General features: G+C 67.0%; 15 protein-coding genes and 1 pseudogene. 5 read left to right on the top strand and 11 right to left on the bottom strand.

Translation table 11 applies throughout. The features are described from left to right. Positions 1-189: 189 nt before the first annotated feature. From KHU32_RS08770 to KHU32_RS08750, 5 genes are all read right to left on the bottom strand, one after another. Complete coding sequence (locus KHU32_RS08770; RefSeq protein ID WP_213669740.1) at positions 190-1,152, bottom strand: tetratricopeptide repeat protein; 963 nt, start codon at positions 1,150-1,152, stop codon at positions 190-192. Between the two features lie 210 nt (positions 1,153-1,362). Then, a complete protein-coding gene (locus tag KHU32_RS08765) occupies positions 1,363-2,475 on the bottom strand; it encodes an ABC transporter permease (protein WP_213669739.1) in 1,113 nt (370 codons plus the stop codon). 1 nt (position 2,476) lies between these two features. After that, complete coding sequence (gene rbbA / locus KHU32_RS08760; RefSeq protein WP_347265527.1) at positions 2,477-5,233, bottom strand: ribosome-associated ATPase/putative transporter RbbA; 2,757 nt, start codon at positions 5,231-5,233, stop codon at positions 2,477-2,479. Continuing rightward, positions 5,230-6,291: an HlyD family secretion protein gene (locus tag KHU32_RS08755; RefSeq protein WP_249680901.1), complete on the bottom strand. Its 1,062-nt coding sequence runs from the start codon at positions 6,289-6,291 to the stop codon at positions 5,230-5,232. Before KHU32_RS08755 ends, rbbA begins: the two co-directional genes overlap by 4 nt. A gap of 88 nt (positions 6,292-6,379) precedes the next feature. Beyond that, positions 6,380-6,697 (bottom strand): phasin family protein, encoded by a 318-nt coding sequence (locus KHU32_RS08750; RefSeq protein ID WP_213669736.1) that lies wholly within the window; start codon positions 6,695-6,697, stop codon positions 6,380-6,382. A 261-nt stretch (positions 6,698-6,958) separates the two neighbouring features. Here KHU32_RS08750 and KHU32_RS08745 point away from each other — a divergent pair, with 261 nt between their 5' ends. The 3 genes from KHU32_RS08745 to KHU32_RS08735 are packed head-to-tail and all read left to right on the top strand — an operon-like array spanning position 6,959 to position 11,312. Continuing rightward, entirely contained in the window at positions 6,959-8,713 is a 1,755-nt protein-coding gene (locus KHU32_RS08745; protein ID WP_347265525.1) for a PHA/PHB synthase family protein, read from the top strand. An 8-nt stretch (positions 8,714-8,721) separates the two neighbouring features. Next, the gene (locus KHU32_RS08740) at positions 8,722-10,110 is read left to right on the top strand and encodes a bifunctional enoyl-CoA hydratase/phosphate acetyltransferase (RefSeq protein ID WP_213669734.1); all 1,389 of its coding nucleotides are present in this window, start codon (positions 8,722-8,724) and stop codon (positions 10,108-10,110) included. Further along, a complete protein-coding gene (locus KHU32_RS08735; protein WP_213669733.1) occupies positions 10,107-11,312 on the top strand; it encodes an acetate/propionate family kinase in 1,206 nt (401 codons plus the stop codon). Before KHU32_RS08740 ends, KHU32_RS08735 begins: the two co-directional genes overlap by 4 nt. Before the next feature lie 260 nt (positions 11,313-11,572). Here the strand turns inward: KHU32_RS08735 and KHU32_RS08730 are convergent, their stop codons facing one another. The 6 genes from KHU32_RS08730 to KHU32_RS08705 form a co-directional block, all read right to left on the bottom strand. Further along, positions 11,573-13,012, bottom strand: coding sequence for an amidase (locus KHU32_RS08730; RefSeq protein ID WP_213669732.1), 1,440 nt, complete (start codon positions 13,010-13,012; stop codon positions 11,573-11,575). Next, positions 13,009-14,601, bottom strand: coding sequence for an ABC transporter substrate-binding protein (locus tag KHU32_RS08725; RefSeq protein WP_213669731.1), 1,593 nt, complete (start codon positions 14,599-14,601; stop codon positions 13,009-13,011). Before KHU32_RS08725 ends, KHU32_RS08730 begins: the two co-directional genes overlap by 4 nt. Before the next feature lie 275 nt (positions 14,602-14,876). Beyond that, complete coding sequence (locus KHU32_RS08720; RefSeq protein ID WP_213669730.1) at positions 14,877-15,062, bottom strand: hypothetical protein; 186 nt, start codon at positions 15,060-15,062, stop codon at positions 14,877-14,879. Positions 15,063-15,592: 530 nt separating this feature from the next. After that, positions 15,593-21,088: an autotransporter-associated beta strand repeat-containing protein gene (locus KHU32_RS08715; protein ID WP_213669729.1), complete on the bottom strand. Its 5,496-nt coding sequence runs from the start codon at positions 21,086-21,088 to the stop codon at positions 15,593-15,595. Positions 21,089-21,366: 278 nt separating this feature from the next. Then, on the bottom strand, positions 21,367-22,563 hold the full coding sequence (locus KHU32_RS08710) for a patatin-like phospholipase family protein (RefSeq protein WP_213669728.1): 1,197 nt from the start codon (positions 22,561-22,563) through the stop codon (positions 21,367-21,369). An 863-nt stretch (positions 22,564-23,426) separates the two neighbouring features. Next, positions 23,427-24,944, bottom strand: a complete 1,518-nt coding sequence (locus KHU32_RS08705; RefSeq protein WP_213669727.1) for an MFS transporter — start codon at positions 24,942-24,944, stop codon at positions 23,427-23,429. A 270-nt stretch (positions 24,945-25,214) separates the two neighbouring features. On the opposite strand from KHU32_RS08705, the gene KHU32_RS08700 reads away from it, so the two are divergent. Next, positions 25,215-26,099 carry a LysR family transcriptional regulator gene (locus KHU32_RS08700; protein ID WP_213669726.1) on the top strand — a complete coding sequence of 295 codons (885 nt, stop codon included), beginning with the start codon at positions 25,215-25,217 and terminating at the stop codon, positions 26,097-26,099. A 57-nt stretch (positions 26,100-26,156) separates the two neighbouring features. Beyond that, a pseudogene (locus tag KHU32_RS08695) lies at positions 26,157-26,290 on the top strand (IS481 family transposase); the annotation flags it as partial.

The raw sequence follows: 26,290 nt of genomic DNA, 5'->3' as shown, positions 1-26,290 counted from the left end.
GCGAACAATAGTCTGCTGCATTTTTGCAACGATCAGATTTTAGGCCAGCTTATAAAACGTTCAAACACAGATTGTTACGCGCCAGTGACGCATTGCAATGAACGCTACAAAAATTTCAAATTTCGTAATGAACGCTTCCATTAGTAAAAAATACGCAAGCCGGCCGTAATGAGTGCCGACTCAGCCCCGCTACATTCCCGCCTTCCGCATATGCGCGCGGAAGAGAGTCCATCGCCCTCGCAGGCCCGTCTCCGCCAGGGCTTCGCGGGCTTGCGCATGGCCCATCGCGGCGGCCTTGCCGAGCCACTCCCGCGCCGCGTCCGGATCCTGCTCGACCAGGGCGATGCCATAGGTGAAGAGGTCCGCGGCCTCACCGGATTCCGCGCAGCGCGCCAGCACTTCGACCCCGATGAGGCGCAGACCGGCATGGGACTGCTGTTCCAGATAGGCCGCCATGCTGCGCAGGAAACCGAGCGTGCCGGTCGCGGCGGCCTTGCGGAACCAGCCGGCGGCCTCCTCCACCTCGCCGCGTCTGGCGAGGACGGCACCATGGTTGAACCGTCCCCGGAAATCGCCGCCCTCAGCGGCACGGCGGTACCAGTCCTCGGCAGCCGCGGGATCGGCGGCGAGGCCGCCCCAACCCTCCTCGGTGAAGCGCCCGACGAGGTTCATCGACTTCACATGCCCCTGGTCAGCCGCCCGGCGGTACCAGATCAGCGCTGCGTCGCGGTCCAGCGGCACGCCGTCGCCCCGGGCCAGCAGGTTCGCGTAGTTGTACTGGCCCCAGTCCAGCCCGCGTTCCGCGGCGTCGCGGTAGAGCTCCGCCGCCCGGCTCCGATCCACCGGCACGCCCCAGCCGAGCTCGAAGCAACGGCCCATCATGTTGGTCGCGTCGAGCAGGCCTGCCCCGGCGGCGATCTCGAACCAGCGGAAGGCGGCCGCAGGATCGCGCTTCACCCCACGCCCGTCGAGCAGCAGCTGCGCATAGACCGCCTGGGCCTCGACGATGCCATAGCGCGCGGCCGCCCCCAGCAGCCGCGCGGCCTCGGCCGGGTCGCCCTCGAGAAGGCGCGCCAACTCCTCCGGCGATTTTCCGGTGATCTCGGCATAGCTGAGGGAGGGCGGCGGCTCGGCCGACACGGGTCGTGACACGGCGAAAGGCTCCGGCGGCATGTACCGGGGCTGCTTAGTCCAGCGCCGCTGCCCATGCAATTACGATGCGTTCGCGCAAGGAGCGCTGGTGTTTGGCCATTCAACCGGGCCAGGCGGATCGTCGCCGGTCGTCAACGAGACTGCCCATTTGGGATGGGGCCCATGCCGCGTTGGACGCGCTCTACTGACCGTCTCAGCCGCGCGCCCGTCTCATCTCAGGAATTGCCTGAAGCGCCGAAGCGAGAAATAGAAGAGCACCGCCCCGATCCCGAGCAGTGCCACAAGTTGCGGCCAGACGATGGACAGGCCGGCGCCGCGGAAGAGCACCGCCTGCGCCAGGATCACGAAATGCGTGTTGGGCGCCGCCAGCATGATAATCTGGATGATTTCCGGCATGCTCTCGCGCGGCGTGACGCCGCCGGAGAGAACCTGCAGCGGCAGCAGCACCAGCATGAGCAGCATGCCGAATTGTGGCATCGAGCCCGCGACCGTCGCCAGGAAGATGCCCATGCAGGTTGTCGCGAAGAGCTGCAGCGCCGTCCCCAGGAGGAAGAGCGCGATCGAGCCCTCGATTGGGATCTCCAGCAGCCCCTTCACCACCACCAGGATCGCGAAGCTGGAAGCCAGCAGCACGACGAGCGCCATGGACCAGATCTTACTCAGCATGATTTCGACCGGCCCGACGGGCATGACCAGCAGATGCTCGATCGTGCCGTGCTCACGCTCACGGATCAGCGCCGCGCCGGTGAGCACGATGGACAGCATGGTGATGGAGGAGATGACGTTGCTGATCGCACCGAACCAGCTCTTGTTCAGCTGCTGGTTGAAGCGCGCGCGCAGGGCGAGGTCCACCGGCAGCGTTCCGCCCGAGCGGTAGCGGCTCAGAAACTCGTTCACCTCGCTGGTGACGATCGACTGAATGTGCCCCGCGCCGGTGAAGGCCTGCGTCATGCGCGTGGCATCCACATTGAGCTGGATCGCGGGAGAGCGCCCGGCCAGCAGGTCGCGCTGGAAGTTCGGCGGGATGTCCAGCGCGAAGGTATCGAGCCCGGCATCCATCCGGCTGTCCATTTCCGCGGCGGAGATCAGGCGCGGCACGACGAAGTAGGGCGGGTAGAAGGCCAGGGCGATGCGCCCCGAAACGGGCGAGCGGTCCTCGTCCACGATGGCGATGGCCGCGCGGCTCAGCGCCTCCGGCATTGCGCTGGCGCCGGTATAGATGGAGAGCGAAAAGGAATAGGCGATCAGCAGCAGTAGGATCGGGTCCCGCAGCAGGCCGCGGAGCTCCTTGATGCCGAGCTGCAGGATGTTCTTCAGCCGCATGTCAGCGCGCCTGCTTGCGCAGCAGGACCGCCGCCAGGCCCAGCAGCACCGGAACGGCGACCAGGAGCGGCAGGAAGGCGCCCGTCAGGTCGGAGAAGCCGAGCGCCTTCGAGAAGACCCCGCGCGAGATCGTGATGAAATGCGTCGTCGGGTAGATTTGGCCGAAGATCGCGCCCGCCCCCTCCAGCGACGAGACCGGGTCGGTCATGCCGGAATACTGGACGGCCGGGACGAGGGTCAGCAGCGCCGTTCCGAAGATGGCGGCGATCTGGCTGCCCATGAAGGTTGAGATCAGCAGGCCCATGCCCGTCGTGCAGATGACGTAGAGCAGCGCGGCCACGCTGAGTGTGAGGAAGCTGCCCTTGAGCGGCACGCCGAAGATCAGGACCGCGAAGGCCGTCAGCATCAGGAAGTTCATCATCGCGAGCAGGATGTAGGGAAGCTGCTTGCCCAGCAGGAATTCCAGCCGCGTCACCGGCGTCGCGTAGAAGTTGATGATGGAGCCGAGCTCCTTCTCGCGCACCACGCTGAGGGCCGCGAGCATCGCCGGGATCATCAGGAGCAGCAGCGGCATGACCGCCGGCACCATGGCGACGAGGCTCTGGATGTCGGGGTTGTAGCGGTAGCGGATCTCGATCCGGAACGCGCCGGCCGCTGCGCCATCGCCATAAAGCTCCCGCGCCTTCTGGGCCAGCCAGGTGCTGTGCATGCCCTGCACGTAGCCGCGCACCGTCTCGGCGCGGGACGGCATCGCACCGTCGATCCAGGCGCCGACCTCGACATGGCGGCCCCGCGCGACATCCCGGCCGAAGCCGGGGGGGATCTCGATGGCGAGGCTCAGCTCGCCACTGCGCATGCGGCGATCGAGATCGGCATAATCGGTGATGGGCGGCTTCTGGGTGAAGTAGCGCGAACCGGAGATCTGCAGCACGTAGTCGCGGCTCACCGTCGTGTCGTCCCGGTCCAGCACGGCGAAGGACAGGTTCTCGACGTCCATGTTGATGCCATAGCCAATGACGAACATCAGCAGCAGGCTGCCCAGCATGGCCAGCGCCGCGCGAATAGGATCGCGCCGCAATTCCAGCTGCTCGCGCGTCGCATAGGCGAGCATGCGCCGCGGGCTGAAGAAGCGGGCATTGGCCGCCCTCTCCTTCCCGTCCTCGGGGGCGGCCGCGGCCGGCGCTTCCGGCTCCTGCCGGCCCGCCGCCTCCTCGAGGTAGTCGATGAAGGCCTCCTCCAGCGTCGCCGCCCCTCGGCCGGCGACGATGCCGGCGGGCGTGTCGCTGACCAGCACCTTGCCCGCATGCATCAGCGAGATGCGGTCGCAGAGCTCCGCCTCGTTCATGAAGTGGGTGGAGACGAAGATCGTCACCCCGTCCTTGCGTGAAAGATCGGCCAGGATCCTCCAGAAGGCATCGCGCGCCATGGGGTCCACGCCCGAAGTCGGCTCGTCCAGGATCAGCAGCTCGGGCGCATGGATCATCGCCACCGCGAGGGAGAGGCGCTGGCGCAGGCCGAGCGGCAGCGATTCCGGCAGGCTGTCCATCACCCCGCCGAGATCGAACCGGCGCGCCATTTCCTCGATGCGGGCGGGGATGCGCTCCGCCGGCAGGCTGAAGAGGCGGGCGTGCAGGTCCAGGTTCTGCCGGACCGTCAGCTCCGAATAGAGCGAGAAGGCCTGGGACATGTAGCCGACGCGCCGCCGCACCTCCATGTCGGAGGGGTCGACCTCGCGTCCGAAGAGCCGGGCCGTCCCTTCACTCGCGGCGAGGAGGCCGGTGAGCATCTTCATCGTCGTCGTCTTGCCGCAGCCGTTGGAGCCGAGGAAGCCGAAGATCTCGCCCTTGCCGATCCGGAAGCTGACGTCGTCCACCGCGGTGAAGCTGCCGAACCGCATGGAGAGATGCTCGGCCTCGATGGCGACCTCGCCCTCGGCGCCCGCTGGCCGGGGCGGCATCACCAGCGGCTCGTGCCCACGCCGTCGTTCCTCGGGCAGCAGGGCGATGAAGGAGGCGTCCAGCGTCGTCGTGCCGGTGCGCGCCAGCAGCTCGGCCGGCGTGCCGGTAGCGAGCACATGACCAGAATCCATGGCCACCAGCCAGTCGAAGCGGGCGGCTTCCTCCATATAGGCGGTGGCGACGATGACGCTCATGCCGGTCCGGCTCATGCGGATGCGGTCGATCAGCTCCCAGAACTGGCGGCGGGAGAGCGGATCCACGCCCGTCGTCGGCTCGTCCAGGATCAACAGGTCCGGGTCGTGGATCAGCGCGCAGCAGAGGCCGAGCTTCTGCTTCATGCCGCCCGAGAGCTTGCCCGCCGGGCGGTCGGCAAAGGGCGCGAGGCCGGTGCTGCGCAGCAGCTCGGCGATGCGACGCTCGCGCTCCTCCCGGCCCTGGCCGAAGAGGCGGCCAAAGAAGTCCACATTCTCCGAGACGGAGAGTGTCGGATACAGGTTCTTGCCGAGGCCCTGCGGCATATAGGCGATCCTCGGGCAGCTCGCCGCGCGATGGGCGGCGCTGGCCATGTCGCCACCCAGCACCTCGACGCGTCCCGTCTGGATCGCCTGGGCGCCGGAGACCAGCGCCAGCAGGCTGGACTTGCCCACGCCATCCGGGCCGAGCAGCCCAACCATGCGCCCCGGCGGGATCTCCAGCGTAACGGCATCGAGGGCGCGCGCCTTGCCGTAGGAGAGGCTCACCTCCCGCAGCCGCACGATGGAGGGCGGCTCCGGGGAGGCCCCGCCCGGCTGGCCGCTCACTGCACCAGCGTCCCTGTCAGGCTGGCGGGCCACGGGGCGTCGGGCACGAGGCGGACATAGGCGACGCCGGGAATACCGGCCTTCACCTGGCGGATGTAGCGGCGCAGCAGCTCGGGCGCGATGCGCGCCTTGACCCGGAACATGAGCTTCTGCCGCTCCTGCGCCGTCTCCACGCTTCGCGGCGTGAACTGCGCCACATCCGCCACGAAGGAGATGGTGGCGGGGATGATGTATTGCGGCGCCGCATCGAGCACGAGGCGCACCTCGGCCCCATAGGCCAGCAGCCCCGCCTGCTCGGCCGGCAGGAAGAAGTTCATGTAGACGTCGCCCAGATCGACGAGGTTCAGAACGCGGCCGCCGGCCGCCAGGACCTCGCCCGGCTGCGCCACCCGATACTGCACGCGGCCGTCGCGCGGCGCCTTCAGCTCGCCATCCGCGATATCCACCTCGATGCGCTCGATGGTGGCGCGCGCGGCCTCCACGGCCGAACGCGCATCCACGACCTGCGAGCGCGCGGCATTGATCGCGGCCTCGGTCGCGGCGAGCTGCGCCCGCGACGCGCCCAGGGCGGCCTCCGCCCCCAGGGCCCGCGCGCGGTCATCGTCCAGAAGCTGGAGGGAGGCGTTGTTGGTCCGGGCCAGCTGCTCGGTGCGCTGGCGGCGCGCATTCGCGGCGTCGCGCTCGGCCTCGCGCTGCGCGACGGTCGCGGCGGCGGCCGAATGCTCGGCCTCGCGCTGGGCGACCAGGCTCCCGGCCGTGCCGATCGCGATCTGCGCGCGCTGGAGCTTCGCCTGGGCCTCGCGATGCTGCGCCATGAGGAGAGCCGCATCCATCCGCGCGAGGACCTGGCCCGCCTCCACGAAATCCCCCTCGTTGACCAGGATCTCGCGGATCCGGCCCGGGATCTTCGTCGAGATGTCGATCTCCACCGCCTCGATGCGGCCATTGCCGCTGGCGATGCCAGCCGGCAGCCCACCCTCTCCGAACTTCGTCCAGGCAAGATATCCGCCGCCGGCCAACGCCACGAGGCCCCCGGACAGGAGGAGGCGCCTGCGCAAATTTGTCACTGCCACGAAATCCCCTCGACGCTGACGGTAGATTGCCCAGGGCCACCTTTCAGTTCGACCGGCTGGGCCATGGGCGATCCTAGGCGGACGGCAGTGCGGAGCGCAGCGACTGGAAGCCGCGCCGCGCCTCCTCGGCATAGGTGGCCGAGGCAGACCGCAGGAAATCGATCTGGCAGGCAAGCGCTTCGGCCGGCCCCTTACACGCGGCAAGTTTCATCGCGAAATCCGCCTGCATCTGGAGAGTGCGGGCGACCATGCCGAAGCCCTCGTGGTAAATGTTGTTGAAATTCGAATAGAGCGCCGAAGGGGATTCCGAAACGGTCTTCAGCCAGGCGCTCCCCGGAAGGGCCGCGTCTGTCAGGGCCTTGGCCTTGCCTTCGATCTTCGCGTCGGACATTTCGAATCTCCTCTGAATGTCATGCCGATCCGGGTATCCGCGCTTCATGATCGCTCCGGCCACCATCGGCGTTGATCTGGGTCAACGCACCCCAAAGCCCGCCATGGTCATGAGTTCGGCCTGATGAGGCAGCGGAGCCGGGGCGGCCCGGAACCGCTCGACGGATCGTTCCGCATCGCGCGAGAACCGCCCTATACCGCCAGCCAAGAGAAGGATGGCCCCATGAGTCTCCCGGCTTCTTCCCCACCCGGGTCTGCGTCGGTGCCTTCCCTCTGGGACGACCGCAGCGTGAACAGCGAGGCATTCCGGGCCATCGACCGGATGCGCGAGGCCCTCACCGGCCGCACGACCGGCGGCATCTCCCCAGCCTCGCTCACCCTGGCGCTCCTTGACTGGTCCCTTCACCTCGCCTGGGCGCCGGGCAAGCGGATGGAGCTGGCCGACAAGGCGGGCAGGAAGGCGGCGCGGCTGCTCGCCTGGCTGGCGACCTCCGCCCTCCAGCAGGAGCCTCCGGCCTGTATCGAGCCCCTGCCCGGCGACAATCGCTTCCGCGGCGAGACCTGGCGCAAGCAGCCCTTCGCCTTCTGGGCACAGGCCTTCCTGCTCAATCAGCAATGGTGGCACAACGCCACCCGCGAGGTGCCCGGCGTCGCGCCGCATCACGAGGATGTCGTCTCCTTCGCGGCGCGGCAGTGGCTGGATGTGTTCTCGCCATCCAACATCCCCTTCGCCAATCCCGAGGTCATCGAGCGCACCTTCCAGACAGGCGGCGGGAACCTGATGCTCGGCGCCAGGAACTGGATCGAGGATGCCGGTCGCGCCGCCACCGGCCAGCCGCCCCTGGGCACGGAGGCTTTCGTGCCCGGCCGCGACGTGGCGGTGACGCCCGGCAAGGTGGTCTACCGGAACCACCTGATCGAGTTAATCCAGTACGGCCCCACCACGCAGGAGGTGACGGCGGAGCCGGTGCTGATCGTGCCGGCCTGGATCATGAAGTACTACATCCTCGACCTGTCGCCGCAGAACTCGCTGGTGCGGCACCTCGTCTCGAAGGGCCATACCGTCTTCTGCATCTCCTGGCGCAACCCCACGGCGCAGGACCGCGACCTAAGGATGGACGACTATCGGCGATTGGGCGTGATGGCCGCGCTCGACGTGGCGCGGGCCATCCTGCCCGACCGGAAGATCCACGCCACCGGCTACTGCCTGGGCGGCACGCTCCTGGCCATCGCCGCGGCCGCGATGGCGCGCGCGGATGACGACCGCCTCGCCTCCGTCACCCTGCTCGCCGCGCAGACGGACTTCACCGAGCCGGGCGAGCTGGCGCTGTTCATGGACCACAGCCAGATGCACCTGCTCGAGAGTATCATGTGGAACAAGGGCTATCTCTCGGCTGAACAGATGGCTGGCGCCTTCCAGCTGCTGCGCACCAACGACCTCGTCTGGTCGCGCCTCGTCCACGATTACCTGATGGGCGAGCGCACACCGATGATCGACCTAATGGCCTGGAACGCCGATTCCACCCGGATGCCCTACCGGATGCATGCGGAGTACCTCCAGCGCCTGTACCTCGACAACGAGCTCGCGGCCGGGCGCTTCCTCGTCGACGGCCGGCCCGCCGCGCTGCAGAACCTGCGCGTGCCGCTCTTCGTCGTGGGCACGGAGCGCGACCACATCGCGCCCTGGCGGTCTGTCTATAAGATCCACCTCCTGACCGACACAGAGGTCACCTTCGTGCTCACCAGCGGCGGCCACAATGCCGGCATCGTCAGCGAGCCCGGCCGGCCCAGGCGGTCCTTCCGCGCGGCCAGCCGCAAGAGGGGCGACAAGGTCCTCGACGCCGGGGAATGGGCAACGACGGCAACCCGGAAGGAAGGCTCCTGGTGGGAGGAATGGACGCCCTGGCTCGCCGCCCACTCCTCGCCCGGGCCCGTGGCCCCGCCGCCGATGGGCGCCCCCGAAAAGGGCTACGCGCCGCTCGACGATGCGCCCGGCACCTACATCTTCCACCGTTGAGGCGCCCGATGAACGATCATTTCCTCCGCAACCGTCCCTTCGCGGAGCTGTCATTGGGTGACAGTGCGTCGCTCGTGCGCAGCGTCGGCCAGGACGACATCGATCTCTTTGCCGCTGTCTCCGGCGACGTGAATCCCTCCCATCTGGACGTGACCTTCGCGGCCAGCCACTGCTTCGGCCATATCGTGGCGCATGGGATGTGGCCGGCCACGCTGATCTCGGGCGTGCTGGGCACCAAGCTGCCCGGCCCCGGCACCGTCTATCTGGGGCAGGAGCTGAGCTTCCTGAAGCCGGTCTCCCTGGGCGACACCATCACCGCCACGGTCACCGTGAAGGAGAAGCGGGCCGGGAACACCGTCCTGCTGGACACGCGCTGCACCAACCAGCGCGGCGAGACGGTCCTCTCCGGCACGGCCACGGTGACGGCGCCGGACAGCCTCATCGAATGCCCGACGACGGCCCTGCCCGAGGTCTCGCTGCGGCGACACGATCGCTACGAAGCCTTCGTGAAGGAGGCACGGAGCCGCCCGCCGATCCGCGCCGCCATCGTGCATCCCTGCTCGACCGCCGCCATCCTCGGCGCGATCGAGGTGCGGGACGAAGGGCTTCTGGAACCCATCCTGATCGGGCCGGAGGCCAGGATCCGGGCGGCAGCGGAAGCCGCGCAGGTCTCGCTGGAGAGCCTCATCATCGAGAACACGCCGCACAGCCACGCCGCGGCCGCGCGCGCCGTCGAGCTTGCGGCGAAGGGCGAGGTCGCGACGCTGGTGAAGGGCAGCCTGCACACCGACGAGCTGCTCTCGGCCGTGCTGGCCCAGGGCTCCGGCCTGCGGACCGAGCGGCGGCTCAGCCATGTCTATGTCATGGACATTCCGGCCTATCCGAAGCCGCTCGTCGTCACCGACGCCGCGATCAACATCCAGCCGACGCTCGATCACAAGCGGGACATCTGCCAGAACGCGATCGACCTGCTGCGCCTGCTCGGCAAGGAGGAGGTGCTCGTCGCGATCCTTGCCGCGGTCGAGACCGTCAATTCCAAGATGCCCTCGACGCTCGACGCGGCCGCGCTGACGGCGATGTCCTGCCGCGGCCAGATCACGGGGGCGATCGTCGATGGCCCCCTCGCCTTCGACAATGCGATCGACGTCAATGCGGCGCAGACCAAGGGCATCGTCTCGAAGGTCGCCGGGCGGGCGGATATTCTGCTTGTCCCGGACCTCGAGGCCGGGAACATGCTGGCGAAGCAGCTGATCTATTTCGGCGCGGCGAAGGCCGCCGGCCTGGTGCTGGGCGCGCGCGTCCCCATCGTGCTGACCAGCCGCGCGGACCCGCTCTCGGCGCGTATCGCCTCCGCGGCGCTCGCCAAGCTCGTCGCCGAGCGGAAGGCGGCGGCATGAAGCCCGACCTGCTGCTCACGCTGAACGCCGGTTCCTCCACCGTGAAGATCGGCGTCTTCGAGATCGCCTCGGGCGAGCCGCGCCGGATCGCCGGCGGGGTGATCGACTTCCGGAAGAAGCTGCCGCGCCTGCGGCTGCAGGATGGCGCCGGCATCTTCGAGGAAGATCTGGGGCCAGAGGCCGCGAAGGACATGCAGGCGGCCCTGAGGGAGACCATCGGCCACCTGGCGGGCAAGCTAGACCCCGCGCGCCTCGCGGCGATCGGCCACCGGGTGGTGCATGGGGGTGACGACTTTGCCGGACCCGTGCTCATCGACGAGGCCGCCATGCAGGCCATGGAGAAGCTGACGGCGCTGGCGCCGCTCCATCAGCCGCAGAGCCTGCGCCTCGTGCGCGCCATCCGGGAGCTGAGGCCCGAGCTGACGCAAATCGCCTCCTTCGACACGGCCTTCCACCGGACCAACCCGGAGCTCGTCCGCCGCTTCGCGCTCCCGCGGGGGCTCTACGAGGAAGGCGTGAAGCGCTACGGCTTTCACGGACTGTCCTACAAGTTCGTCTCGGGCGAACTGGCGCGGCGAGCGCCGGAGCTCGCAGGTGGCCGCGTCGTCATTGCCCATCTCGGCAGCGGCGCCAGCCTCTGCGGCCTGCGGGACGGCCTGAGCCAGGACAGCAGCATGGGCTTTTCGACTCTGGACGGCATTCCCATGGCCACGCGCTGCGGCGCGCTGGATCCGGGCGTCCTGCTGCACCTGCTGGGCACGGCGAAACGGCCGCTCGAGGAGGTCGAGGACATGCTCTACCATCGGAGCGGCCTGCTCGGCGTGTCCGGCCTTAGCGCCGACAGCCGAGAACTGCTGGAAAGCGACTGTCCGGAGGCCCGTGAGGCCATCGAGCTCTTCACGTTCCGGACGGCGGGCGAGGTCGCCCGCCTGGCGACGACGCTCGGCGGGCTGGATGCCCTGGTCTTCACGGCCGGGATCGGGGAGCATCAGCCGCGCGTGCGCGCGGCCATCTGCAAGAGGCTCGCCTGGCTCGGCATGGACCTCGACGACGCCGCCAATGCGGGGAATGCCGAGACCATCAGTACGCCGGTGAGCCGCGTGGCGGCCCTGGTCATTCCTACCGACGAAGAGCGGATCATCGCCACCGAGGCCCTCGCACTGCTTGAGGAAGGCAAGAGACGCACAACTAATGATCGCTAGCGTCCGCCCATAAAGCCTAACCCCTGCTAATGGCGGCAAGCCTTATCACTGGTCGACACTTCGAAGAATAATCCACGATGACCGACGATCAGGGCGGCGCTGCGAAGCGCCCGGGCACGTAATGACGAGCGGCCGCGAAGGCCCCTCTTACCGCGCTGTTATGCCACAAGGAGGGTGCCGACCATCTGCCCCTTAAGCGTGGTTCTCGGGACGGGCACCCGGCCCTTCCAGCCGAACCGGTCGGACATATACCCGGTTATTTAGACTCCCGGTGGCCTGCGGTCCTGCCACGGCTCCGCACGCTCGAGCTGCGCCGCAAGCTGCAGTACCCGTGCATCCTCGCCCAAGGGAGCTGCGATCTGAACGCCCAGCGGCAGGCCCTGCTCGCCCCACCACAGGGGCACCGAGGCGGCGGGGACGCCCGTGCTGTTGTAGATCGAGGTGAAGGCGCTGTGGTCCCGCAAAGCCTCGTAGAAGGCATCGAGATCGCGGGACTGCATGTCCACCGTGCCGAGCGGCAGCGGCGGCTGGGCCGTCGTGCTGGTCAGCAGGATGTCGTGCTTCTGGAAGAAGGCGCCGAGCTTCCGGCCCAAGCCATGGACGGCAGCGACGGCAGCGGCCAGCGCCCGCGCCTCCTGGCGCGCGCCCTCCTGCGCCCAGAGCCAGGTGATGGGCTCGACCTCGTCCTCCCGCACCGGCCGGCCGAGCGCCACGCCACGGACGTGCAGCGCGTGGGCCAGGTTGGAGGCGACGATCACCCGGGTGCTGCGCTTCAGCAGCGCCTCGTCGATCTCTGGGCGCGCCTCCTCGACCTCATGGCCGAGACGCTCCAGCAGCGCCGCGGTACGCCGCACGGCTTCGGCATTGGCGGGGTCGATGGGGCTGCCATCGTGGCGCACCGTCTGGAAGGCGACGCGCAGCCGCGCGGGGTCGCGCTCGATCACCTCCGCGTAACGTCCGGTGAAAGCCGGCGCCGCATAGGGATCGCCAGGGGACGGCCCGTGGCTGACGTCCAGCAGCACCGCGCTGTCCCGCACCGTGCGGGTGATGGCGTGATGCGCGGACAGGCCATTCCAGCCCTCCCCGAGATCCGGGCCGAATGGATTGCGGCCGCGGGTTGGCTTCAGGCCGAAGACGCCGCAATGGGCCGAGGGGATACGGATCGAACCGCCGCCATCGGTGCCATGGGCCGCGGGCACGAGGCGTGTAGCGACGGCCGCAGCGGCCCCGCCGGTGGAGCCGCCGACACTGCGCGTCAGGTCCCATGGATTTCGGGTCGGCCCATGCGCCGCCGGCGCCGTCTCGCAGGCGAGGCCCAGTTCGGCCGTGTTGGTGAAGCCGAGCACAATCAGGCCTGCCGCGCGGTAGCGCTCCGTGATGGTCGAATCATGTGCCGCGACATGGCTCGACCAGGCGCGGCTGCCGTTCCCCGTGCGCTGGCCGCGATACTGGATGTTAAGGTCCTTCAGCAGGAAGGGCACGCCAGCCAGCGCTCCCTCCCCGGCGGGCTCCGCCGCCTGCCGGCGCGCCTCATCGAAGAGGCGGTGAATGACGGAATTGATGGGACCATCGAGCCGCTCGATGCGGCCGATGGCCGCGTCGACCAGTTCGGCCGGACTCACCTCCCGCCGTCGCACCAGCTCCGCCAGCCCGACCGCATCGTAGCTGTCATAGCTGTCCACGATGGCAGTGCCGGTCATGCCGCGGACCTCGCATAGTTCACATTGGTATGGCCGTAGGCGTTGCCCGGCTCGTAGCGCACCTTGTCGCGTCGGCCCGCCCAGTTGTAGCGGACGTAGAAGAGGGGCAGGACGCCGAGATCGTTCAGCAGCGCCTGCTGCGCTTGGCGTGACAGCGCGAGGCGCCGGTCGTCGTCCATTTCGCGCAGCGCCCCGGTCAGCGGCACATCCACATCGGGGTTGGCGTAGTGCTGGCGGTTGAACGCGCCGGTCCGCTCCTCCGTCCGTCGCGTGGCGACGATCTGCCGCAGCAGGTCCACCCCCGAGGTCGAACCGTAGGTGCTCAGGAACAGCGCGAATTCCCGTCGGGTGGCCCGGGTGAAGAAGACGGACAGCGGCAGCGTTTCGGCGGTGGTCTGCACGCCGATGCGGGTGAAGCCCTGCGCGATTCCGGCCAGCACCGCGGCATCGCCGTTGAAATAGCCGCTCGGGCCATGGATCGTCAGATTGAAGCCGTTGGGATAGCCGGCCTCGGATAGCAGCGCGCGGGCCCGGGCAAGATCGGTCGGCAGCGGCGGCAGTCCCGGCAGTCGGTCGGGAGCGGCGAGCGGGGCGAACTGATCGGCCACCTGGCCCTGCCCCTGCAGCAGCCGATCCACGAGGCCGGCCCGATGGATGGCCAGGGAAAGCGCCTGCCGAACGCGCACATCCTTCAACGGATTGCGGCCCAGCGGACGGCCGGCGCGATCAGTCACGAAGGGCGCCTCGTCGCGATCGGTATCGGGGAAAAGATAGGCGCTGTGCGCGCTGTTCAGCCCTGCGACCGACAGATTTGGCTGCGCCGACAGCCTGGCGACGTCCTGCGCGGGGATACCGTCCACCAGATCAAAATCCCCGGCCAGCAGGCCCGCGATGCGCGCGCCACCGTTGCTGACATAACGGATGGAGACCGTGTCCCAATCCGGCCGGCCGCCCCAATAGGCGTCGTTCCCAGCCAGCTCCAGCCGCTCGCCCAGCGTAAAGCCCGTGTAGCGATAGGGGCCGGTACCGACCGCGAGCCGGCCCGTGTTGAAATCGGCCGTCGCCCCGTTCTCATGCAGCCGGCGTGAGAGGATGAAGATCGATCCCAGGTCGCGGAGCAGGAATGGGTTGGGGCGGTTGGTGACGACGCGAAGGCTGGTGTCGCCCGTCGCCTCCACCCGCTCGATGCTGTTGATGAAGGACAGGAAGGGCCCGGCGCTGTTCGGCACCTGCGGCACACGCGCGACGCTGAAGGCGACATCGTCGGGCACCAGCGGCGTCCCGTCATGGAAGCGCACGCCGGAACGCAGGTCGAATTCCCAGACCAGCGGCGAGACGTTGCGCCAGGAGGTCGCGAGGCCGGGCTGCAGCTGGCCGTGCACGTCCTCGACCGTGAGGGTGTCGTAGATCTGGCGCAGCGCCTGGTTGTTCGTCGGTGAGTTGTAGAAATGCGGATCGAGAGCCGTGGGTGCAGCGATGGCGGCCAGCGTCAGGTGGCGTGGTCCATTCGCGGCCCGGGCAGGAATCGCAGCGGCTGCCACCAAGCCACCCAGCAAGGTGCGGCGACCAATGGCCGTTAAATCGGTCATCTCATAATTCCTTGAATAATATAAATAATTTGTCCCGACATGAGGTGATTTCGCCGTTGAGCCTGGGGGCTCACTACCTCTAACGACGGGACAATGGGAGAAGAGTGAGAGGCGTCGGGCTCAGCACGCGAAACATCGGTCGGTACGACCGATGCGGTGGGCCGAGGCGAAAAGCCGCAGGAATGACGTCATCTCAGGTGATCTTGCTCCGTGCCTGAAACGTGGGCACATTCAAATTACTACATAAAATGGTTTTTATATCAATACACTTTTCTTCATGTTGGAATTTCCACACGGCTGGGCACAGCCTCGCTCTCCACCTTGATCTGCCGGAGCGCCAAGAAGTGGTTGAGGAGGCCGTAGAGCTGGATCGACAAAGTGAGGTCGTCGATTTGCGGTTCATGGAAAGGGCGCCACAGCGCCTGCATCAACACATCCGCCCTCGCGGTGCGGCGCGCCATAGACCGCTCGAGAATGGGCTGTGACAACACGGCCCATCTCAACACAATGACGGGTAAGGAAGCCTTCGAACCCCGGAGACAGCGCTGATCGTGGGCACGCCCGCGTCTCGACCCGGGTGCTCATCGCGGGTGACCGGGACGAGCGCAAATACGACTTAACGCCCGACGCTTTCGATGATCACCAGTGGGTGGCCTCTGTCAGGCCCTTTGCGGCCGCCTTGAGCGCGAACAGCACGTCGCTTGCTTTAATAGAGGTGATGTCCATGCGCAGGTCTGGGCATCCCGTCTGGCAACGCCTTTGGCGTCGTCCCAGAAAGACTTTCACTCATAGGTCCAATGGGGACGGCGGAGGGCATCGGCCCTCGCGAGTTAGACCAGGGCATGTGGCGAGCCCGCCGGCCCGGGTGCTGGAATTTCCATGCTGCTTGGAACAGCCGGCCGTCCACATTCGCGCCTTGCCGCCGTTTTGTCCGACCACAGACCACCGTGCAGGAGATGCCGCGATCCCTGCACGAATGATCGAAAGCCGGTCAGAACTCGTAGCGGATCCGTACCGTGCCGTTGGCCGCATAGCTGTTCGAGGCCAGCTCCGCATCCACCCGCGCCGTCACTGTCATGCCCGGATTCAGCTGCCAGTCCACGCCGCCCGAGATCAGCGCCGCATGCGCATCCGGCCGCGCACCGCTCAGTGAGAAACCGGAATTCGCCAGCCCAATGAAGCCCGCGCTCATCCCCGCATCGCGCTGCAGATAGGCCGCCCAGCCCAGTCGCCCGAAGCCCGACAGCCCAGGTGTCAGCGCCATATCCGCCCGCACCGACAGTTCCATTCGCGACTGGCCCTGGTTGCGCCCCGATACCGCAAGCGCCGCCGCGGCCTGCCCGCCCACGCCAGTCTCCTTGAAGCCCGGCGTCTCGTACCAGCTGCCCTGGAAGGCGACCGAGGGCGTCAGCGCCACGCGCGGCACGATCCCCTCCAGGCGCCACCCCGCTTCCAGCCGTGTCGACACGCCCAAGCTCGTGTAGCGGCCGCGGATATCGCCCACGCCGAGGAAAGGCACCGTGCGACGCGTCGTCACGTCCATGCCGCCATAGGCGACGGCCGCCGACAGCCGCAGCGCGCCGAAGGTGCCCGTGCCATAGACCGCACCCTGGATCTGGCTGGCCTCGGCGCGGCCCATACTGTCCGACAGCCGCACCATGCCGCCCGATCCCGCCAGGGCCACGCCCGCGACCACCTGAGCGGTGAGCCGCACATCCGTGCCCACGGCCACGCCCCCGCCGCCGGAGGTCGCGGCATAGGTCCCGGAGTTCCCCGAGGCACCCATCCGCCCACCGCCGCCGAAGCCACTCGCCCAGACCGCGTAGCGTCGCGGGATGCCATCCGTCGTATCGCCCAGGCCCTTGCCGCCTCGCCCCGGATCCAGGATCGCGCCAAGGAACTGGTACGCGGCCTGCGCGTGCATCCCCGAGGCCACCGCATGGATCTGGCCCGAGACCTGGTCCAGCCCACGCGGCAGCGCCGCCGCCGACAGGTTGTAGAGCGGGAAGAAGGCCGCGACATCCGCGCCACCAGCCACAGCGCGGTCGAAGGCAGCCGCCACGGAGACCTGGTTCGACGTGCCCTGCGGGCCGAGGACAGGCGCGCTCTTCACCACAGGCGGTGGGACGATGGGTGGCGTCACGACCGGCACCACCGTCGGCGGTTCCACCGGCGGCGTGATGATCGGCACGAGCGGCGCCGGCGTCAGGGTCAGCTGCGCCTGCGTCGCCGTGGTGCTCACGTTGCTGGTCACGCCCGCGCCGAAGCTGCCCGTAGCATTCACCGCCGCGAAGTTGCCTGCGACGGCGCCGGCCTGGATGATCGTGTAAGGGGCGTTGAAAATGTAGGGTCCGGCCTGCGCCAGCAGATGCAGCGTGCCACCCAGCGTCGCCGCCCCAGTGACGTTGAGGCGGTCGATCAGCGGGCCCTGCACCTCGATCTGCGTGGTCGAGCCGGAGGCCAGCGTCAGATTACCGTCGATGTTCAGCGTACCGATAGAATTGCCCGGCGCGATCGTGCCGCCCGCCTGGACGACGACGCCCGGCAGGTGACCGTTGCCGCCCAACGTCCCGCCAGAAGCGACCGTTACGCCGGAGGAGCTCGCGATCGAGCCGTTCACCGAGAGCCGCCCCGCATTCACGAAGGTCGCGCCCGTATAGGCCTGGGTATTGTCCACAATCAGGTTGCCCGTGCCGGCCTGGATCAGCGAGCCCGTGCCGCTGACGGCATGAGACAGCGTCACCACATCCGACCGGTCAAATGCCAGCGCTGCGTTGTTCACGACGCCGCCGGTGCCCAGCGTGCCCGTCGTGCCGCCATTGCCGACCCGCAGCGTGCCGGCGGAGACGGTGGTAAGGCCCGTATAGGTGTTGGTGCCGGTCAGGGTCAGCGTGCCGGTGCCGACCTTGGTCAGCCCGGCGCCGGATCCGCCGAGGAGGCCGCCATCGGCGATCACGCCGGCGAAGGTGGTGGAGGTGTTGTTGCCGCCCACCGCCAGGGTGATGCTGCCCAGGTCCACCGCCCCCGTCCCGGCGAGCGAGCCGAGCGTCGTGCCGGCCCCGGTCCTGAAGGAGAAGTCCATGGTGCTGCCGGCCTGGCCGGTATAGGCGGCCGTACCGCCCGTGGCGCTGGTCAGGAACCGCACGAAGCCGGCATTGCTGATGCTGGCACTGCCAGCCGTCGCGGTGTCGTCGAAGTCGATATTGCCCGCGGCGGCATTGACGATGGTCGCGCTGCCCGCCGTCGCCGAGCCGCTGAAGCGCAGGCAGCAGTCATTGGTGATGGTGGAGTTGGCCGCCGTGGCGCTGCCGGTGAATTCCAGGTTGGCGCGATTGTTGATCTGGGCCGTGCCGGCCGTGGCATTTCCGGAGAAGACGACGCTGGTGAGCGGGGCGGCGTCGCTGTTGATTGTCGCACTGCCCGCCGTGGCATTGAGGCCGATGGCGAGGCTGCCGCCATTGGTGATCGTGCCGCTGCCCAGCGAACCATTCTGCAGGCTCAGCATTCCCCCGGCTGCGATGGTGGCGTTGCCCGGCAGGGTGACGCTGTGCGTCGTGTCCCCGAGGATCAGCGTGCCCGCATCCACGAAGGTGCCGCCGGTGTAGCTCAGCGCGCCCGTCAGCGTGGTCGTGCCGGAGCCGATCTGGCGGACGCGCCCCGCCCCGGAGATGGCGTTGGCCGCCACCAGCGCGGCGTCGCTGCGATTGAAGGCCAGGGTGTTGCCGACCACGACGTTGCCGCTGCCCAGCGTGCCGGTGGTGCCGCCGGCGCCGACCCGCAGCGTGCCGTTGCCGATCGTCGTCAGGCCGGAATAGGTGTTGGTGCCGGACAGCACCAGCGTGCCGCCCGATGTCTTGAACAGGTCGGCGCTGCCGGTGATGGCGCCGGCGAAGCTGCCGGCCAGGACCGTGATTTCCGCCGTGTTGGTCAGGGTCCCGCTGCCCTGGAGGTTGGCGATCGTGCCGGAGCCGCCGCTCCGCCCATTGAGGTTCAGCGTGGCGCCGGAATCGATCGTCGTGCTGGAGAAGTCGCTCAGCAGAGCGCCAAAGGCATTACTGTCCACCCGGAGTGTGCCGCCCGCGACGCGCAGGCTGCCGGTGGAGGTCAGCGCTGCGCTGTTGAAGCCGGCCGCGACGATCCCGGTTTCGGCCGCGGAACCGAAGACGAGCGCGCCGCCGGCGGCCACGGTGAGGGCGCCCGTCAGCGTCAGGGTCTGGGCGGCTGCCGCGCTCACTGTCCCCGTCGTGTTCGCCGCGACCCCGATGGCGTTGGCCAGGCTCCCGGTCACGTTGGAGCGCAGCGCGCCGTCGCTCAGCGTCACGGTGCCGGTGCCGATCGCGCCGATATTGCCCATCGCCACCGTGCCGTTGCCGATCACGGTGCCGTCGGCATAGGTATTGGTGCCATTGAGCGTGAGGACGCCGGCGCCGCCCTTCACCAACCGGCCCGCGCCGGTGATGGCGTTGCCGACGGTGATGTCGTCAGACCGGTTGAAGGCGAGCGTGCCGTTATTCGTCACGCCCCCCGTCCCGAGCGAACCCGCCGTGCTGCCGCTGCCGATCTGCAGCGTGCCGTTGGCGTCGATCGTCGTCGTGCCGGAATAGGTGTTGGCACCGGTCAGGATCGTGGTGCCCGCGCCCGTCTGCCCCAGCGTGCCCGTGCCCGAGATCCCGCCGCTGACCACCAGCGCGCCGGAGCGGTCGAAGACCAGGGCCGCGTTGTTCACCACGGCGCCGGTGCCCAGCGAGCCCGTCAGGCCGCCATCGCCCACCCTCAGCGTGCCCGCGCTGATCGTCGTCGTGCCGGAATAGGTGTTGGCGCCGGCCAGGACCAATGTGCCGGCACCGTTCATGGTCAGGTTCGAACCTGTGACCACGCCGCTCAGCGTCAGGACCGTGTCTGCATCGGGCGCGAAGGTGCTGCCACCGGCTTGCAGCTCGATGTTTCGTGCCATGGTGAAGCTTGTCGTCGTCTGCAGCGTGCCGCCATTGACGTAGAGCTGGCCGGCCGCGTTGCCGAAGGCGCTGTCGGCGGAAATCACGACCGTGCCGCCGTTGAGTACGGTGTCGCCCAAATAGGTGTTGCCGCTGCTCAGCACCAGCGTGCCAGGGCCATTCATGCCGAGACCGCCCGCGCCCGAGATGAGTCCGGTCAAAGTCAGTGTCGTCCCGGCGCTCGGCTCGAAGGTCCCGCCGCCGGCATTGAGGGTGATCGCGCGGCTGGAGGTGAAGCTGGCAGTGGTATCCAGGAAGCCGTTGTTGAACGTCAGGCCGCCCGAGCTCGCGCCCAGCGCCGAATCCGCGGCGACGAAGAGAAAGCTGTTGATGATGGTGCCGCCGAGATAGGAATTGCCCCCGGAGAGAGACGTGCTTCCCGCGATCGTCACGGAGCCGCTGCCGCTGATCGCGTTGGTCACATTCAGGCTGTCCCGGTTGAAGACCAGCGACGCGTTGTTCACCACGGCGCCGGTGCCCAGCGTGCCGGTGGTGCTGCCATTGCCGATCTGCAGCGTGCCTGCACTGATCGTGGTGACGCCGGTGTAGGTATTGTTGCCCGTCAGGATCGTGGTACCGGAGCCCGCCTGGGTCACCGTGCCCGAGCCCGAGATATCATTCGCGAAGGTGGAGACGTCGGTGCGGTCGAATACCAGCGCCGCGTTGTTCGTCACGGCACCGACGCCCAGCGTGCCGCCATTGCCGATCGCGAGCGTGCCCGCCGTGATCGTGGTGCCCGCCAGCGTATTGTCGCCGGTCAGCGTCAGCGTGCCCGTGCCGACCTTGTCGAGGGTGAGCGCCTCGGCGCCTTCGACGCTTTCGAAGACACCGCCGAAGGTCGTGCTGGTGCCGAGGCTTCCGACCTGAATCGTGATGTCGTTTGCGGTGATGTTCCGGACCAGGGTGCCGGAGGCGCCGGTCAGCGAGCCCAGGACGACGGTGCGCGCATTGCCGCGGATGCCCATCTGCGAACCGACGGTGAAGGCGGAATTGCCGCCCGTCGAGTCGCCGTCGAACACCAGGGCGCCGTCGCCGATGTAGTTCACGCCCTGCCCCGACGCTGCGGCACCCAGGAAGAACAGGGTCCACCCGCTCGCCACGTTGATCGTCTGCTCGTTGGCGGAATTGTTCACCACGCTGCCGAACAGCGTCATGTTATTACCGAGGGTGAGGTTGTGGCTCGCCGCGCCCGCATTGAAGGTGATGCCGGCGAGCTGGGTGTCGACGCTCGTGGACAGCGACGTCGGTCCGGTGTTCTGGAAGATGGGTGTTTGCGCACTCGTGGGCACGGTTCCCGTGCTCCAGTTCGTGCCCGTGTTGAAATCCGTCCCAGGACCCGACCAGACGGGCTGGGCCAGGGCCGGCGCACCACCAGCGCCGAAAGCCAGCAAAGAAGCGGGCACCAGGATCGGGGCGGCACGCAAAAGACGATGCGCTGCAATCAGCGCCGTCGAGGCGCGAAGCGCCCCGCCCAAGCCAAACTTTGCCGCCAAGGTGCTCTCCCCAACCACCAGGTCCTTGCGGCGGGATGAAAGGGACTTCACTGGGCTTTTGGAAGAAGGCAGGCGCAAAAACCTGGGCGCGTGGGCGGTTACGTCCTTATACTGTGGCACAAATACCACGCCATTCTCGCTCACCGTGCGACCGCAGCTTGCTTACATCTAAAGTATAGACGTTCTGATGTCGACTAAACTTGCCGAAATATCTACAATAAGATCGTTTTATATATTTTATATAAAGCCGAGACGAACACGAAGAAACTTATGCACGGTCACGACGTGAAAGGCGGCTGACGCGACCAAGGATAGCCCGCGCGCGCCCTCTCAAACCCATAGTTGAACAGCGGCGTCATGTAGGTTTGATCGAAGGGCTTGTCGTATTCGATGGCGAAATCGGAACCGATATAGGCCATCCGGAATTCGACCCCGTCACGTTCCGCATTCAACCAGATCCGCACCGCATCATTGTAGCCGCTCATGGCCGTCATCGTGGCGATCGCGCGTTGGGCGATGCTCAGCGTCCGTCGGTTCGTGGAGGCCCAACCGGCGTCCATCCTCGCGTTGCGGATAAGCCAGGCACGGATGGGCGGGACAGGGCGCCGCGCCCGGATGTTGGCGCGGCGTTGCTCCGCGACAGCGGCCGGATAGAGGAAGGCCTGAGCCACAGCCCCGCCATCCACATGCAGCTCCTGATACTTCTGCCCGTCGGCCTCCACGTCGAAGAGCACGGGCGGGAAGACCCCGGGGATGGCGGCCGAAGCCAGCAGGATGCGACGGATAAGGTTGGGCGCACGCGGATCGCCGCTATTGGCGATGGCGCCGATGTTCCAGACGACGGGAAGCTGGGTATCCAGGTTCGTGGTGCCGATCAGAAGCAGGCGGCCCTCCCGGTATCCCTGGGCGATGGCCAGCAGCAGGTTGTCGCCCAGCTCGCGCGAGATGGTGCCGAAGAGCGGCCTCGTATCGGACATGGCATCGTCGAAGAGCGCTGCTGCCATGCCGCGGTGGGTCGCGATATCGGCGAGCGTCACTCCGGTGTAGACGTTCTTGAGCGGCGCATCCGCCGAAGGGCCAATGAACGCGAAGGGCGCGGTCAGCGCGCCCGTGCTGACACCGGTGACGAGGCTGAAGATCGGGCGCGATCCCTCCAGCGTCCAGCCGTTGAGCAGCCCAGCGCCGAAGGCACCATCCTCTCCGCCTCCTGAAACGGCCAGCAGGTCGATAGCTGGCAGCACGGCGCCCGGCGCGAGACCGAGAAAGACGCGTCGGCGCTCCGCCGCTGCAAAATATTCGCGGGTGATCGCCCCATATCCCCTGCCGATGAGGAAGCGCTCATTGGGGAGGTTCAGGACCGTGGCGCGGGAGGTCAGGGCCCGAGGGACGGCAGGTTCCCGGACCGGAAAGGCGCAGGCCGAAAGACTGCCGCCCCCCAAGATGAGCGCGGCACGGCGCGAGTACGCTTCGTTCATGGCTCTCCCCTTTCAACGCTGGATCGTGAAAGTGGTCCGGGAAAACGCCACCTGATTTCCGTCAGAATGCGGCGATCTCCCTCTCCGGTCGGTCATTAACGAGCAGCGGCCTCAGCCTTATCGACGACGACGGCAGTGCGGACGAAGAGCGCACGGATCTTGCCCCGGAAATTGCCGCCAAGAACGAAGAAGCTGGCGACGAACATCAGATCGCCGAGGAGCTGGGCCCGTCAGAAGTTCGGTCGCAAGCCCGGCCGGAGGGTGCCCAGATAGGGCTCGATCCAGGCGGTGAGGATCGGAAGGCAGAACATCAGGAGCCCGATATCAAATTCATGATCAACGGTACGCCCATCCAGGCTCGCTGCCAGCGATAGCTTGTACAACGCTTACGCCTTTTAACGGGAAGTGGTCCTGTGCCGGGCCTCCGTGTTGAACCTGCTCCAGGTAATGAGATTCTCCGCCCCCCTGCTTCACTGTCTCAGCCCATGGGAGCCCTCCGCACCACGAGGCAGCTGGAGTATCGGCAGCAGCGCGACGCGCTCGCCATACAGTCGAACCCTGATGCCGCCAGGAAACGGCACCCGATAGGGGCGTACTCAACGCACTGGGGCCAGAGCTACAGCAGCACGTCGTCGACGCCGCACGGCATGAATGCCCGTTCAGGAGAGTGGATAGCTTAGTGACGACGATAGTGCTTCGGAACCGAGATACGGCGAGATGTCGATGGCTACTAAGTTGACGAGCGAGACCAGTACGAAACCGGTAGCATTGCACGGGCGTAGCCTTCTTTTCACGAGCCTTGCCTTTGCGTTCGACAAGCTCTGCGCCCCCAAGCGCAGATGCCGATTGCCGCCCGGACTTTGCTACGCCGCGCGCCGCATAAGCCGATGCACGAGGATCGCCGAGCAGATGGCAACGCATCCCGAGGTCAGCAGCGCCGCGGCAAAACCATGCGCATAGCCTGCCAGGGCCGCGGCGATGGCGGCTTCGCGGGCGGACGCCGCGATACCGGCGACCGCCCCCGGCATATCGCCGGCAACAACCGCTTCCACGAAGGAAGGGGTGCAGATGGCCTCGGCACAATCCGGTCGCATCAGTATGGATCTGACGGTGCTGGCCATGACGCCGCTCAGCACCGCAAAGCCGAACAGAATCCCTGAGAACCGCGCCGTCGTGCTGATGCCGGACGCCATGCCGGCCCGCTCCCGAGGAACGATGCTCATGATGGCTTTCTGGGTTTCCCCGTTGAGCAATCCACCGCCGCTCCCCAGGATCAGCATGCCGATCATCACCACCAACCCATTCGCGGTGTTGGCGCCCCAGGCCGTCACAAGGCTCCCGAGCCCCACAACCAGCAGCCCGATCGAGAGAATTTCGCGCGACGACAGTCGTTTTCCTAACAGCCTTCCGACAACGGGAAATGCCAGCATGGCCAAGGCGAAGGGAAGCATGGCGAACCCTGCCTCCAGCGCCGTCTTACCAAATCCATTCTGGAGGAAGAGCGGCAGCATTGACGCCATGACCTGGGCGCAGGCCGCGTAGGAGAACATGGCCCATATGCCACCGACGAAGCGAGGGCTGCGGAACAGGCCGAGGTCAAGCATGGGCCTTTGCTGGGTGTTCTCCGCCACGATGAAGATCACCAGGCCGACGGCCCCGCCCGCGAAGCCCACCCAGGCGGCCAAAGACATCCACCCGTGCGCCTGCCCGTTGATCAGTCCCCAGGTCGTTCCGAACATGAACGAGGCGAACGAAACAATGCCGATCGGGTCAAGGCGGCGTGCCTTCTCGTCCTTCGATTCCTCGACGAAGCGGAGGACCGCGAATGCCAGGCCGGAGCAGATCGGCACGTTCACATGGAAAGCCCATCGCCAGCCCCACTCGTGGCCGATCACCCCTCCGATGATCGGCGACAAGACCATCGTGAGGCCCATGATTCCGCCCCAGATGGACCAGGCGCGGTTACGCTCCTCATTGCCATGAAAGGTGTGGCCGATGATCGCAAGCGCCGGCGCCAGGAGAAACGCGGCGCTCGCGCCCTGCAAAGCTCGGGCGAGGGAAAGCGTCCTGGCAGAAGGGGCAGCGCCGCACAGCCAGGACGAAATGGCGAAGGCCAGAATTCCGATCAGGAATACGCGGCGGCGGCCGAAGCGGTCCGCGATGGCCCCTGCCGACAAGAGCAGCGAGGCGAAGCACAGCACGTAGGCGCTGATCACCCATTCGACGTCGGCGAACGTCGCTCCGAAGTCCCGGGCAATGGTCGGCAACACGACGGCCACGACATTGGTGTCCAGAACCGTCATGGCACAGCCCATGGAGGCCGTAAGCAGGGTCAAGGTGGGATTGATGCGCGCGGGCGCCGCGGCGATGTTCACGCTCATTGCGCCCATACGGCGATACCGCCCCTGCCCGTCCGATGCCCGCGGACCCACGCCTCTGGCGATACTCTTATGATGCGGGCGGATTGCCGGCGGTCAGCGGATGAGCCACGGCCAAGCAACGAGACGGTGTGTCCAGAAGGAGTGGGGAACGACAATTTTCAGGCCCTGACATCGAATCTGCAAAGCGGCATACCCGCAAGGGATAATTCGTTTCATTTGCCATGTTTTCGGTATCAGTTAGGCTGTGCCTAATTATCGAAGGACCAGAGAATGGAGCTCCGGCATTTCCGGTACTTCGTGACGCTGGCGGAGCATCTGCATTTCGCGCGCGCGGCGGAGCTGTTGAACATTTCCCCCCCGACGCTCACCGTTCAGATCCAGGAGATCGAGCGAGCGCTTTCCGTCCAGCTCTTCAAACGGACCAAACGTTCCGTTTCGCTGACCTCCGCCGGCAAATTGTTCCTGGAGGAGGCCCGGCTCGTTCTTGCGCAATATGCCCGCGCCGAAAGCGTCGGCCGCCGTGCGGGACGCGGTGAGATCGGGAGGATCGAAATCGGATATGTCGGTTCGGCGGCCTATGCTGGCGTGCTCCAGGATCAGATCGACCGGTTCTCAACCCGTTGGCCCCGCGTCGACATCCTGGCTCGCGAGCTTCCGATGGAGGGGCTTCCGTCCCTCATCGAGGGGGGACAAATCGACATAGGATTTGTGCGCCTGCCGATGGCGTATCCGCGCTCGCTGCAGGCGCACATCCTTTTCCGGGATCATTTCTGCCTCGCGCTCGAAGCCCGTCACCCGGCGGCGATGGGTCCTGAGATGGTTCTGTCGAGGAGCCTCGCCGCCGAGAGCTTCATCGTTCCAGAGCAGGAAGCCGGGAGCCACGAAGTGGCACGGCGCGGCCGTTTCCAGATGAACGTGGTTTCAAGACCAGGCAGCCTGCTTTCCGTGCTCACCCAGGTCTCGCTGGGTGCGGGAGTAGCCGTCGTACCGAGCCTAGTGCGCGACATCGTCCGCATCCCGAACGTCGTGTTCCGGCGCATCGCAGGGAAGCCGATAGAATCCGAGGTTGCTGCCGTGTTTCGTGCCGACGAAAAGGCTAACGCGGTTCGCAATTTCATCGCTCAGATCCAGGAAACCGTTTCTCAGAGGCACTAGATGTTTGATCCCGGGCTTTGATGGTGCACTCTCGCTGCAGGAATCGAGGGACGCGCTATGGGCCAGGTTCTTCACGGGAGCGCCACGACGACTGAGGCAGTCCGTCGAGCGATACAACATAGTCAAGCGAGCCTGAGGGCGCTGGCGAAGCGCTACGGCATCAACCAAAAGACCGTGGCCAAGTGGAAGAA

This window comes from Roseococcus pinisoli (assembly GCF_018413645.1).
Lineage (GTDB): Bacteria > Pseudomonadota > Alphaproteobacteria > Acetobacterales > Acetobacteraceae > Roseococcus > Roseococcus pinisoli.
Note: the sequence above shows the minus strand (reverse complement) of the source record. Positions and strands in the feature narration are given on the sequence as shown.

Coding starts and splice junctions, on each gene's coding strand:
- KHU32_RS08765 (WP_213669739.1), bottom strand. CDS start 2,475: ATGCGGCTGAAGAACATCCTGCAGCTCGGCATCAAGGAGCTCCGCGGC.
- KHU32_RS08750 (WP_213669736.1), bottom strand. CDS start 6,697: ATGTCCGACGCGAAGATCGAAGGCAAGGCCAAGGCCCTGACAGACGCG.
- KHU32_RS08740 (WP_213669734.1), top strand. CDS start 8,722: ATGAACGATCATTTCCTCCGCAACCGTCCCTTCGCGGAGCTGTCATTG.
- KHU32_RS08735 (WP_213669733.1), top strand. CDS start 10,107: ATGAAGCCCGACCTGCTGCTCACGCTGAACGCCGGTTCCTCCACCGTG.
- KHU32_RS08730 (WP_213669732.1), bottom strand. CDS start 13,012: ATGACCGGCACTGCCATCGTGGACAGCTATGACAGCTACGATGCGGTC.
- KHU32_RS08725 (WP_213669731.1), bottom strand. CDS start 14,601: ATGACCGATTTAACGGCCATTGGTCGCCGCACCTTGCTGGGTGGCTTG.
- KHU32_RS08720 (WP_213669730.1), bottom strand. CDS start 15,062: ATGGCGCGCCGCACCGCGAGGGCGGATGTGTTGATGCAGGCGCTGTGG.
- KHU32_RS08710 (WP_213669728.1), bottom strand. CDS start 22,563: ATGAACGAAGCGTACTCGCGCCGTGCCGCGCTCATCTTGGGGGGCGGC.
- KHU32_RS08705 (WP_213669727.1), bottom strand. CDS start 24,944: ATGAGCGTGAACATCGCCGCGGCGCCCGCGCGCATCAATCCCACCTTG.
- KHU32_RS08700 (WP_213669726.1), top strand. CDS start 25,215: ATGGAGCTCCGGCATTTCCGGTACTTCGTGACGCTGGCGGAGCATCTG.